The organism is Nocardioides litoris, from assembly GCF_006346315.1.
In the GTDB taxonomy this organism is placed as follows: Bacteria; Actinomycetota; Actinomycetes; order Propionibacteriales; family Nocardioidaceae; genus Nocardioides; species Nocardioides litoris.
This window is the reverse complement of sequence record NZ_VDMR01000006.1, coordinates 177,582-189,092: the sequence shown is the minus strand read 5'-3', so window position 1 is coordinate 189,092 and position 11,511 is coordinate 177,582. Positions and strand designations below refer to the sequence as shown.

The following is an 11,511-nucleotide window of genomic DNA, read 5'->3' as shown; positions in this document are numbered from 1 at the left end:
ACCTCGCGTTTCGGCCGTGTCCAGAAGTCGGCGGCCCTGGTGCCGCTCGCACTTCTCTCGGCCGCGTGGACCGCCAGCCTGACCGCGTCGGTGTCCCCGGCCTCGACCGTGTCGGCCCCGGCCGCCGAGAGCCCCGGCGTGCTGCCCGACGGCTCCGGGGTGCCGAGCCAGGCCATCGAGGACCCCGCGTCGCTCTCCGACCCGTCGGCGCCCGGCGGCCAGGTCACCGGCACCGTCGGCGGCGTCCAGGGTGACGCCACGCAGATCGTGGCCTCCTCCACCACCAACGGCATCCCGTCGGCGGCGCTCGCGGCCTACCAGCGCGCCGAGACCGTCATCAACGCAGCCGACCCCGCCTGCAAGCTGCCCTGGCAGCTCGTCGCCGCCATCGGTCGCGTCGAGTCCGACCACGGCCGCTTCGGCGGCTCGACGCTGACCGCCGACGGCCTCGCCAAGCCCGACATCCTGGGCGTGCCGCTGACCGGCACGGGCGGCACCGCGCTGATCCGTGACACCGACGCCGGCCAGTACGACGGCGACACCGCCTACGACCGTGCCGTCGGCCCGATGCAGTTCATCCCCTCCACCTGGGCCGCCGTGGGCGTCGACGCCGACAACGACGGCGTGCGCAACCCCCAGGACGTCGACGACGCCGCCCTGGCCGCCGCGGTCTACCTCTGCTCCGGCGAGGGCCCCGCGGGTGACCTGTCCACGCTGACCGGCCAGCGGTCCTCGGTGTTCCGCTACAACCAGTCCGAGTCCTACGTCGACCTCGTGCTCTCGATCATGGACGCCTACCTCGCCGGCGACTTCACCCAGGTGCCCGACGGCACCGTCGCCGCCGGCTTCCTCACCCCCACCCGCACCGCCGACACCGTCCCCGGTGGCGGGCAGGGCGGCAAGGGCGGTCGCGGCGACCAGGGCGGCAAGAACGGCGGCGGCCAGACCGCCCGTCCGGTCGAGCCCGCCCAGGAAGCCCCGGCCGAGCAGCCCGACGAGCCGGCCCCGGCCGAGCAGCCCGAGGCCGACGACGACAAGGGTGACGGCAAGAAGCCCGGCGCCGTGCTCCCCTCGGCCCCGGTCACCGTGCCCTCCCTGCCCCAGACGAGCATCAAGCCCGTCGACGACGTGCTGACCCTCGCCCAGGCGATCGTGCAGTGCACCCTCGACGGCTACGTCGACAACCTGCTCAAGAAGGACGACCCGTTCGACCGGTGCATCAAGGACTACACCACCAAGCCGTGAGCCGATCCGGCCGCTGACCGGCACGCCGAAGGCCCGCCCTCCCCTCGGGGACGGCGGGCCTTCGTCGTGCTCGGTCGTGCGGCGTCAGCGGGCGAGCAGGCGCGCAGCCTCGGCGGCCCAGTAGGTGAGCACCAGGTCGGCGCCCGCTCGCCGGATCGAGACCAGCGTCTCCACGATCGCCGCCTCGCGGTCGATCCAGCCGTGGGCCGCGGCGGCCTCGACCATCGCGTACTCGCCGGAGATGTTGTACGCCGCCACCGGCACGTCGACCGCCTCGCGCACCCGCCACAGCACGTCGAGGTAGGCCAGGGCCGGCTTGACCATCACGATGTCGGCGCCCTCGGCGACGTCGAGCAGCGCCTCGCGCACGCCCTCGCGGCCGTTGGCGGGGTCCTGCTGGTAGGTGCGGCGGTCGCCCTGCAGGGAGGAGTCGACGGCCTCGCGGAACGGACCGAAGAAGGCCGAGGCGTACTTGGCCGAGTAGGCCAGGACCGCGACGTCGGTGTGCCCGGCGCCGTCGAGCGCGTCGCGCACGACCCGCACCTGCCCGTCCATCATGCCGCTGGGTCCGACGAGCTGGGCGCCGGCCGCGGCCTGCGCGCGGGCCATCTCGGCGTACACCTCGAGGGTGGCGTCGTTGTCGACCCGGCCGCGGGCGTCGAGCACCCCGCAGTGCCCGTGGTCGGTGAACTCGTCCAGGCACAGGTCGGCCATCACGGGCAGCGCGTCGCCGACCTCGGCGACGACGTCGGCGATGGCCCGGTTGAGCACCCCGTCGGGGTCGACGGCGCCCGAGCCGACGGCGTCCTTGTGCTCGGGGATCCCGAACAGCATGATCCCGGCCAGCCCGAGCTCGGCCGCCTCCGCGGCCGCGGCGCGCAGGGTGTCGGGGCTGTGCTGCACGACGCCCGGCATCGAGGTGATCGGCCGCGCCTCGGTCGCCCCCTCGCGCACGAACACGGGCAGGATCAGCTGCCGCGCCTCCAGCGACGTCTCCGCCACCGCGCGCCGCAGCGCCGGCGTCGTCCGCAGCCGGCGCGGTCGGACGACGGGTCGCTCGATCTCGATCATGTCGACTCCTGGGGCCCGGCAAAATCTCCGGTTAAGCGGAGAAACTGCCACTCCTGACGGGGAACTTCCGACCAGAAGTGGGAGATCCTCCGCTTAACCGGAGAATCTCCCACCAGCCCCGTCAGGCCTTCGCGCGCGAGGACCGCCGGGCGGCGGGCTTGCGGTCGGACGGCTTGGTCACGGGCTCGCCGGCCTCGAGCAGGGCGAGGCGGCGGTCGGCGCCGAAGTCGGCCAGGGCGCCGACCAGCTCGTCGACGTCGGGCTTGGGGGCCATCACGTCGACCCGCAGGCCGTGCTCCTCGGCGGTCTTGGCAGTGGCGGGGCCGATGACCGCGATGACCGTCGAGGGGTGCGGCTTGCCGGCGATGCCGACGAGGTTGCGCACCGTGGAGGAGGAGGTGAAGACGACCGCGTCGAACTTGCCCGACTTGATCGCGTCGCGCACCGGCGCGGGCGGCGGGGTGGCGCGCACGGTCCGGTAGGCCGTCACGTCGTCGCACTCCCAGCCCAGCTCGACCAGGCCGGCCACGAGGGTCTCGGTGGCGATGTCGGCGCGGGGCAGGAAGACCCGGTTGATCGGGTCGAGGACCTCGTCGTACTCGGGCCAGTCCTCGAGCAGGCCGGCGGCGGACTGCTCGCCCGACGGCACGAGGTCGGCGCGCAGGCCCCAAGCGGCGATGGCGGCGGCGGTCTTGTCGCCGACCGCAGCGATCTTGAGGCCGGAGAAGGCGCGGGCATCGAGGCCGTACTCCTCGAACTTCTCCCGCACCGCCTTGACCGCGTTGACCGAGGTGAAGGCGATCCACTCGTAGCGGCCCTCGACGAGGCCGCGGACGGCCTTGTCCATCTGCAGCGGGTTGCGGGGCGGCTCGACCGAGATGGTCGGCACCTCCTCGGGCACCGCGCCGTGGCCGCGCAGGCCGGAGGACAGCGAGGCCGCCTGGTCCTTGGTGCGGGGCACCAGCACCCGCCAGCCGAACAGCGGCTTGGTCTCGAACCACGACAGCGTGCCGCGCAGGTCGACCACGTCGCCGACCACCACGACGGCGGGCGGGGCCACGCGGGCGGCGCGCACGTCGGCGGCCACGGTCGCCAGCGTCGAGGTCAGGGTGGTCTGCTCGGTCGTGGTGCCGACGCGGGTCAGCGCGATCGGGGTCTCCGGCGAGCGGCCGGCCGCGACGAGGGCGGCGGCGATGTCGCCGATCTGGCCGACGGCCGAGAGCAGCACGAGGGTGCGGCCGTCGGCGTACGGCGTCCAGTCGGTGCGGGTGGCGGCGTTGTCGCCGCAGCTGACGACGGCCACCTCGCGGTGGTCCTTGGTGGTCAGCGGGATGCCGGCGTACGCCGGGACCGCGGCGACCGAGGAGACGCCGGGGACGATCTCGAAGCCGACGCCCGCCTTGGCGCAGGCCTGCGCCTCCTCGGGGCCCGAGGCGTAGAGGAACGGGTCGCCGGCCAGCAGCCGGACGACGCGCAGGCCACGCTTGGCCTGCTTGACGACGACCTTGGCCCGCGCGGCGTGGGTCAGCGGCTGACCGTCGTCGCCGAAGCCACCGTCGACGAGCTCGGGTCCGACCTGCTCGACCTCGACCTCGGCCTCGCCCTCGGCGGGCTCGACCGGCTCGGCGGGCGTGGGCAGGCCGAGCACGGTGCGCACCAGCGCGGCGTGGTCGGGGGTCTCGGTCACCACGACGTCGGCCTGGCGGAGCAGGTCGACGGCGCGCACGGTCAGCAGGTCGGGGTCACCGGGCCCGCTGCCGACGAAGGAGACCCACGACCGGGCGATCCGGTCGGCGACGGTCTCGGAGGCCCGCGCGGCGGTGGCGGGGGTCTTGGCTCGGGTCATGCTGGGCACCTCTGCTGACGTGGTGGTGTCGTGCGTGGGACTGGCGGGTCGTGCTGGTCGTGCTGGTCGTGCTGGGTCTAGGGCGTGACGGGCGGCGGTACGTCGCCGGGCGGGTCGAGCTCGGCGGCCCCGTCGGCGAGCATCTCGGCGGCCAGGCGGGCGCCGAGGCCGGCCGGGTCGTCGAGCGCGCCGGAGGCCGACATGCGGACCGAGAGGCCGCCGTCGGGCGACAGGGCGATGGCGCGCACCCACAGCTCCTCGCCCTCCTCGCCCTCGACGACCTCGGCGAGGGCGCCGATGGCGGCCGAGCAGCCGCCCTCGAGGGTGGCGAGCACGGCCCGCTCGGCCTCGACCGCGGCGCGCGAGGGGGCGTGGTCGAGGGTGCGGAGCTCGGCGGCGAGGGCGTCGTCGGCGCGGCACTCCACGGCGAGCGCACCCTGGCCGGGGGCGGGCAGCATCTGCAAGGGGTCGAGCACCTCCGTGGCGTCGGCCAGGCGGTCGATGCGGGCGAGACCGGCGCGGGCGAGGACGACGCCGTCGAGCTGGCCGTCACGCACCTTGCCGATCCGGGAGTCGACGTTGCCACGGACGCCGACGACCTCCAAACCGAGGCCGAGGGCGTGCAGCTGGGCGACCCGGCGGGGCGAGCCCGTGCCGACCCGGGAGCCGACGGGGAGCTCGCCGAGGGTGAGGCCGTCGCGGGCGACCACGACGTCGCGGGGGTCCTCGCGGGTCGGGATCGCGGCCACGACCAGGTCGTCCTCCGGCTGGGTCGGCAGGTCCTTGAGCGAGTGGACGGCCACGTCGACGCGACCGTCGCGCAGCGCCTCGCGCAGCGCTCCGACGAACACGCCGGTGCTGCTGGCCGGCAGGGTGGACAGCGGGGTGCCCTGGGCCTGGGTGCGGTCGCCGTCGGTGGTGATCTCGACCAGCTCGACCTCGCGGCCGAGCCGGCTGCGCACGAGGTCGGCGACGTGGCCGGCCTGGGTCGTGGCCAGCAGGCTGCGGCGGGTGCCGATGCGCACGGGGGCAGGGGTGGGGCTCACGGGGCGGGGGCCTCCCCCACCGCGGAGGGCCGGGTGACGGCCTCGACGGCCTCGGGGTCGAGCGCGAACAGCTCGGCGAGCGCGCGCTCGTAGGACACCGCGCCCTGCTCGTTGGCCAGGGCCTTCACGCGCACCGTCGGCTCGTGCAGCAGCTTGTCGGCGACGCGGCGCACGGCGTGGCGCACCTCGGCGCGGGCGTGGTCGTCGAGGCCCGGCAGCCGCGCCTCGAGGCGGGCCATCTCGGCGTCGACGACCGACGTGGCCATCGAGCGCAGCGCGACCACGGTCGGGGTGACGCTGGCCTGGCGACGGGCGGCGAGGAAGGCGGTGACCTCCTCGCTGACGATGCGGCGCACCTCGGCGACCTCGCGGCCGGCGTCGCTGCCCGCGAGGGTGCCGGCGAGCTCGGCCAGGCCGGTCAGGGTGACCCCCGGCAGCTCGCCGACGCTGGGCTCGACGTCGTGGGGCAGGGCCACGTCGACCAGCGCGAGCGGACGGTCGAGGCCCTCGCGGGCCCGGGCGACCATGTCGCGGGTGATGAGCACCCCGGTCGCCCCGGTGCAGGTGATCACGACGTCGGCGCGGGTCAGCTCGTCGGCCAGGTCGGCCAGGGCCACGGCGACGCCGCCGTGCTCGGTCGCGAGCCGGCGGGCGCGCTCCGGCGAGCGGTTGACCACGCTGATGTGGGCGGCGCCGAGCCGGCTGACGGTGGCGGTGGCCAGGCCGGCCATCGCGCCGGCGCCGACCACGACGACGTACTTGCCGCGGACGGCCTCGCCGGTGGTCGAGGACGCGTCGGCGCGGTCGAGCCCGGCGGTGACCAGGGTCGGGGCGACGCGGTCGATGCCGGTCTCGGCGCGGGCGCGCTTGCCCACGCGCAGGGCCTGCTGGAACAGCGAGTTCAGGGCGGGGCCGACGCTGCCGACCTCCTGGCCGAGGCGCAGCGCGTCGCGTGCCTGGCCGAGGATCTGGCCCTCGCCGACGGCCATCGAGTCGAGGCCGGCAGCCACCCGGAACAGGTGGGCCACCGCGCCGTCGTCGTAGTGGACGTAGAGGTGGGGCACCATCGACTCGGCGGACTCGCCGGTGCGCTCGACGAGCAGGCGCGAGAGGGACTCCACGCTGCCGTGGAAGCGGTCGACCTCGGCGTACACCTCGACGCGGTTGCACGTGGAGACCACCGCGGCCTCGGTGACGTGCTCGCAGGTGGCCGCGTCGGTGAGCAGCTTCTGCACGCCCGGGGCGTCCAGGGCCACCCGCTCCAGCACGGACACGGGGGCTGAGTTGTGGGAGATGCCGACGACCAGCACGCTCACGGGTTGCTCCTCACGCTCGTCGGGCTCACAGGACTGGTCACGGGACTGGTCACGGGACTGGTCACGGGACTGGTCACGGGACTGGTCACGGGACTGGTCACGGGACTGGTCACGGGACTGGTCACGGGACTGGTCACGGGACTGGTCACGGGACTGGTCACGGGACTGGTCACGGGACTGGTCACGGGACTGGTCACGGGACTGGTCACGGGACTGGTCACGGGACTGGTCACGGGACTGGTCACGGGACTGGTCACGGGACTGGTCACGGGACTGGTCACGGGATCGGTCACAGCGCGGCCTTGCGCTGCTGGTGGTAGGCCAGGATCTGGAGCTCGATCGACAGGTCGACCTTGCGGACGTCGACGCCCTCGGGCACGGCGAGCACGCCGGGAGCGAAGTTCAAGATGCTGGTGATGCCGCAGCCGACCATCCGGTCGGCCACGTCCTGCGCGGCGTGGGCGGGCGTCGCGATGACGCCGATGGCCACGCCGTGGGTCGCGACGATCTCCTCGAGGTCGCCGAACGGTCGTACGTCGACGCCCGCGACGACCTCGCCGTGGCGGGTGTCGTCGGCGTCGAGCAGGGCCACGACCCGGAAGCCGCGGCTGCGGAAGCCGGAGTAGTTGGCCAGGGCGTGGCCGAGGTTGCCGATGCCGACGATGACGACGGGCCAGTCCTGCGTGACGCCGATCTCGCGGGCGATCTGGTAGCGCAGGTAGTCGACGTCGTACCCGACGCCGCGGGTGCCGTAGCTGCCGAGGTAGGACAGGTCCTTGCGGAGCTTGGCGGAGTTGACGCCGGCCGCCAGGGCCAGCTCCTCGCTGGAGCAGGTGCGGGTGCCGTCGTCGGCCAGGGTCGTCAGCGCCCGCAGGTAGACGGGCAGCCGCGCGACCGTCGCCTCTGGGATCTCCCGGGCGCTCTCGCTGCTGCTGCGTGCGGTCACCGCTCTGCTTCCTAGACGGTCCGGAAGGGGTGGACCGACCCGTTCACCGTAGGACTTTGTGAACGGGGGAACAAAATCCGGCGGCGAGACCTAGCACACGTCCCCGGGGACTTGCGCGGAGGGTGTCGGCGACAGGTCCGGGGAGTGACGTCGTGCTCAGGCCAGCGCGGTGCGCAGGCGGGCCTCGTCGACCCGCCAGAAGTCGTGCTGGCGACCGTCGACGAAGGTCACCGGGACCTCGTCGGTGAACCGGCGCTGCAGCTCGGGGTCTCCGTCGACGTCGACCACGGCGTACTCCTCCCCCAGGTCGGCGCAGACCCGGGCGACCACGGCCTCGGCCTCCTCGCACAGGTGGCAGCCCGCGCGGGAGTAGAGCGTGACGCGCGCGCTCACTCCAGCAGCCCCAGGGCGCGGCGGCGCTCAAGGCCGCGCAGCCGGCCCTTCTGCACCTTGCCGGTGGTGCCGTGCGGCAGGGTCGTGACGACCTCGATGCGCGCGGGCACCTTGAACCGCGCCAGGGACCGCTCGCACGCGGCCCGGACCGCCTCGGCGGTGGCCTCCACGCCCCGCCCGGGCGCCACGACGTAGGCGACGACGGCCTCGCCGGTCTCCTCGTCGGGCACCCCGATCACCGCGACGTCGGCGACGCCCTCGACCTCGGCCGCGACCCGCTCGACCTCGACCGGGTAGACGTTGAAGCCCGAGACGATGACCAGCTCCTTGACCCGGTCGACCAGGAAGACGTCGCCGGAGGCGTCGACGAACCCGACGTCGCCGGTGGACCACCAGCCCTCGGCGTCGGGACCGTCGGCCCCGTCGGGCCAGTAGCCGCTGAACAGGTTGGGGCCGCGCAGCTGGATCTCGCCGGGGTCGTCGGACCCGTGGGGCACGACCCGTCCGGTCTCCTCGACCAGGCGCAGCTCGATCCCGTCGAGGGGCGCGCCCACGCTGCCGGGCGCCGGGTCGGCGGAGCAGAGGGTGCTGGTGACGACGGGGGCCGCCTCCGTCAGGCCGTAGCCCTGGTGGACGGGCACCCCGGTGCGGGCGGTGAACGCGGCGGTGACCTCGGGGCCGACGGGCGCGGAGCCCGACAGCACGAGCCGGACCGGTCCGAGCCGGCCGTCGAGGTCGACCTCGCGCCAGTGGGCGAACACGGCCGGCGCGACCGGGAGCACGCTGCAGGCCTCGTCGTCGACGAGGTCGAGGGTGCCCTGGGGGTCGAAGCGCTCGGCCAGGACCAGCTTGGCCCGGCTGCGCAGCACCGTGCCGAGGACCGCGTTGAGCCCGTAGACGTGGAAGAGGGGGAGCACCCCCAGCACCACGTCGTCGCCGTGGACCATCGGCGGCTCGACCTCGGCGACCTGCTCGATGTTGGCGGCGAGCGCACGATGGCTGATCATGGCCGCGCGCGGCAGCCCCGTCGTCCCGCTGGTGTAGAGCAGGGCCGCGACCCGCTCGGGGTCCTGCAGCGGCGGCGCCGGGCGGGCCGTGTCGGCGCGCAGGTGGTCGTAGGACCGCTCCCCCGGCTGCAGCGTCGCCCCGACCACCACGACCCGCGGGCGGACGAGCCGGTCGCGGACCTCGGCCGGGAAGTCGTCGTCGAGGGTGCCGGGCGCGCCGGCGAGCGCGGCGTCGACACCGGCGACGGCCTCGCGCACGAGGGTCACCGTGTCGACGTCGGCGACGACGACCCGGGCACCGCAGTCGGCGAGGACACGGGCCACCTCGCGGGCGCTGGACACGGGGTTGAGCGGGACGGCGACCGCCTGGGCGCGCAGGGTGCCGAGGTAGGTCGTGACGAACTCGAGGCGGTTGCCGAGCACGAGCACGACCCGGTAGCCGGCCAGGACGCCGGCCGCCCCGAGCCCGGTCGCCACGCGCGCCACCTCGTCGTCGAGGGCGGCCCAGGTCAGGCTGCGGCCGCCGGCCTCGACGATCGCGAGCTTGTCGGGGTGCTCGGCCGCGGCGCTCGTGACCAGCGCGGCCGGGCCCGGGAGGCCCACGGGGCCGGCCGCTCGGTCGGGGGTGGGGGCGCCAGGCATGCGCGGCAGTCTACGAGCCGCCGTCGCCGTCGACCCGTCGTGGACGACGGGCCGGCGCGGAGGGTCACCTGACGGGGTGGGCTTGCTCCTACAGTGGCCCCGTGGCCCCCGCCGAGAAGCAGCGTCGACCGCTCGACCTGCGGCAGCGCTCCGTCCTGGCCGGCGAGGCGGCGGCCGCGGCGACCGAGGTCGAGTCCGCGCTGGAGGCCCCGGGCGACCCGGCGGCCGCGGCGTTCTTCGACGTCGACAACACCGTGATGCAGGGCGCGAGCATCTTCCACCTCGCCAAGGGGCTGCACCGGCGCAAGTTCTTCACGACCAAGGACATCCTCGGCGCGATGTGGATGCAGCTCTACTTCCGCGTCGTCGGGGTCGAGGACCCCGACCACATCGCCGAGACCCGCAACTCCGCGCTCGGGTTCATCGCCGGCCACACCGTCGCCGAGCTGGAGGAGCTCGGCGAGGAGATCTTCGACGAGGTGATGGCCCACCGCATCTGGCCCGGCACCCGCGCGCTCGCCCAGCTGCACCTCGACCAGGGGCAGCGGGTCTGGCTGGTCACCGCCGCCCCCATCGAGATCGCCCAGATCATCGCGCGGCGGCTCGGGCTGACCGGGGCCATGGGCACGGTCTCCGAGCACGTCGACGGCGTCTACACCGGACAGCTCGTCGGCGACCTCCTCCACGGGCCCGCCAAGGCCGAGGCCATCAAGGCCCTCGCGGTGCGCGAGGGCCTCGACCTGGCCCGCTGCTCGGCGTACTCCGACTCGGTCAACGACCTGCCGATGCTGGGCCTGGTGGGCCACCCCGTGGCCATCAACCCCGACGCCCGCCTGCGGGCCCACGCCCGCGAGCACGGCTGGCGGGTCCGCGACTACCGCACCGGCCGCAAGGCCGCGCGCGCCGGCGTGGTCGTCGGCGGGGTGGCCGGCGCGGTCACCGGTGCCGTCGCGGCCGGCATCGCCCTGCGCGGTCGCCGCTGACCCGTCGCCGACGGCCCCGGCCACGTGACGCAGATCACCTCGTGGTCCAGACCCCTCGGCTGCCCGCTTTGGTGTACGGGTGTGCTGCCGCTGATCTACCCTCGCCAGAAGGGCTCTGGAGGGAGCCCGTCCTGGGAGGGCACATGCCTCGGTCGAGGCCGGACGTCACGCGCGGGCTCGAGTCCCTGCGCGCCGCCGTCCTGCGCGCCCTCCAGCCCGTCCCGGCGGTCGCCGGCGGGGCCGGGACCGGGATGCTGCTCACCGAGGCCGTCTCCGAGGGGTACGACGTCGGGCCGGGCCCCGAGCCGGGCGGCCGCTACGGCGACGCCGGCCTGGCCACCTCCTCGGAGGAGTCCGAGACCGACCGCACGCGGCTGATCGCGCTGGTCGAGCTGGCCCGCGGCGGTGACGCCGAGGCGTTCGGCCAGCTCTACGACCACTACCAGCCCTCGGTCTACCGCTTCCTCTTCTACCGCACCCGGTCGGCCGCGCTCGCCGAGGACCTCACCTCGGAGACGTTCTTCCGCGCGCTGCGCAACATGACGTCGTTCCGCTGGCAGGGCAAGGACTTCGGCGCCTGGCTGATGACCATCGCGCGCAACCTCGCCGTCGACCACTTCAAGGCCGGCCGCACCCGCCTCGAGACCACGACCGAGGACATGGGGGCGCACGACGACACGACCGAGGGCCCCGAGTCGGTCGTGCTGGCCGGCATCACCCACGAGCTGCTGCTCGAGGCCCTCACCCAGCTGCCCGACGAGCAGCGCGACTGCCTCGTCATGCGCTTCCTGCAGGACATGAGCATCGCCGAGACCGCGGCCGCCCTCGGGCGCAGCGACGGCGCCGTCAAGCAGCTGCAGCTGCGCGGGGTGCGCAACCTGGCCAAGCTGATGCCCGAGGGGATCCGCGATCGATGACGCACCTCACCCCTCTCGTCCACATCACCCGCGCCCCGGCCGTAACCCCGGCCGCACCGGCCTCGTTGGAGTCGCTGACAGCCGCCCCCGCATCCCCAG

General features: G+C 74.6%; 10 protein-coding genes. 3 read left to right on the top strand and 7 right to left on the bottom strand.

Features of this window, described 5'->3' with window-relative positions:
* Window positions 1-39: 39 nt before the first annotated feature.
* The gene (locus FJQ57_RS17500; RefSeq protein ID WP_246081885.1) at window positions 40-1,245 is read left to right on the top strand and encodes a lytic murein transglycosylase; all 1,206 of its coding nucleotides are present in this window, start codon (window positions 40-42) and stop codon (window positions 1,243-1,245) included.
* A gap of 84 nt (window positions 1,246-1,329) precedes the next feature.
* Here FJQ57_RS17500 and hemB read toward each other — a convergent pair whose 3' ends face one another.
* The 7 genes from hemB to FJQ57_RS17460 form a co-directional block, all read right to left on the bottom strand.
* Window positions 1,330-2,316 carry a porphobilinogen synthase gene (gene hemB / locus FJQ57_RS17495; RefSeq protein WP_139982778.1) on the bottom strand — a complete coding sequence of 329 codons (987 nt, stop codon included), beginning with the start codon at window positions 2,314-2,316 and terminating at the stop codon, window positions 1,330-1,332.
* 121 nt (window positions 2,317-2,437) lie between these two features.
* Complete coding sequence (locus tag FJQ57_RS17490; protein ID WP_139982776.1) at window positions 2,438-4,162, bottom strand: bifunctional uroporphyrinogen-III C-methyltransferase/uroporphyrinogen-III synthase; 1,725 nt, start codon at window positions 4,160-4,162, stop codon at window positions 2,438-2,440.
* 77 nt (window positions 4,163-4,239) lie between these two features.
* The gene (gene hemC / locus FJQ57_RS17485; protein WP_246081884.1) at window positions 4,240-5,208 is read right to left on the bottom strand and encodes a hydroxymethylbilane synthase; all 969 of its coding nucleotides are present in this window, start codon (window positions 5,206-5,208) and stop codon (window positions 4,240-4,242) included.
* Entirely contained in the window at window positions 5,205-6,524 is a 1,320-nt protein-coding gene (locus FJQ57_RS17480; RefSeq protein WP_139982774.1) for a glutamyl-tRNA reductase, read from the bottom strand. The genes hemC and FJQ57_RS17480 overlap by 4 nt, the downstream gene beginning before the upstream one ends.
* Before the next feature lie 289 nt (window positions 6,525-6,813).
* Window positions 6,814-7,470 (bottom strand): redox-sensing transcriptional repressor Rex, encoded by a 657-nt coding sequence (locus FJQ57_RS17470; protein WP_139982772.1) that lies wholly within the window; start codon window positions 7,468-7,470, stop codon window positions 6,814-6,816.
* Window positions 7,471-7,626: 156 nt separating this feature from the next.
* Window positions 7,627-7,863: a glutaredoxin family protein gene (locus FJQ57_RS17465; RefSeq protein ID WP_139982770.1), complete on the bottom strand. Its 237-nt coding sequence runs from the start codon at window positions 7,861-7,863 to the stop codon at window positions 7,627-7,629.
* The gene (locus FJQ57_RS17460; protein ID WP_139982768.1) at window positions 7,860-9,512 is read right to left on the bottom strand and encodes a class I adenylate-forming enzyme family protein; all 1,653 of its coding nucleotides are present in this window, start codon (window positions 9,510-9,512) and stop codon (window positions 7,860-7,862) included. Before FJQ57_RS17460 ends, FJQ57_RS17465 begins: the two co-directional genes overlap by 4 nt.
* Before the next feature lie 101 nt (window positions 9,513-9,613).
* On the opposite strand from FJQ57_RS17460, the gene FJQ57_RS17455 reads away from it, so the two are divergent.
* Complete coding sequence (locus tag FJQ57_RS17455; protein WP_139982766.1) at window positions 9,614-10,495, top strand: HAD family hydrolase; 882 nt, start codon at window positions 9,614-9,616, stop codon at window positions 10,493-10,495.
* Window positions 10,496-10,638: 143 nt separating this feature from the next.
* Window positions 10,639-11,412, top strand: coding sequence for a sigma-70 family RNA polymerase sigma factor (locus FJQ57_RS17450; protein ID WP_139982764.1), 774 nt, complete (start codon window positions 10,639-10,641; stop codon window positions 11,410-11,412).
* The last annotated feature ends 99 nt before the right edge of the window (window positions 11,413-11,511 follow it).

Excerpts from the sequence above, each read along its gene's own strand:
- hemB (WP_139982778.1), bottom strand. The coding sequence starts at position 2,316 with ATGATCGAGATCGAGCGACCCGTCGTCCGACCGCGCCGGCTGCGGACG.
- FJQ57_RS17490 (WP_139982776.1), bottom strand. The coding sequence starts at position 4,162 with ATGACCCGAGCCAAGACCCCCGCCACCGCCGCGCGGGCCTCCGAGACC.
- FJQ57_RS17460 (WP_139982768.1), bottom strand. The coding sequence starts at position 9,512 with ATGCCTGGCGCCCCCACCCCCGACCGAGCGGCCGGCCCCGTGGGCCTC.
- FJQ57_RS17450 (WP_139982764.1), top strand. The coding sequence starts at position 10,639 with ATGCCTCGGTCGAGGCCGGACGTCACGCGCGGGCTCGAGTCCCTGCGC.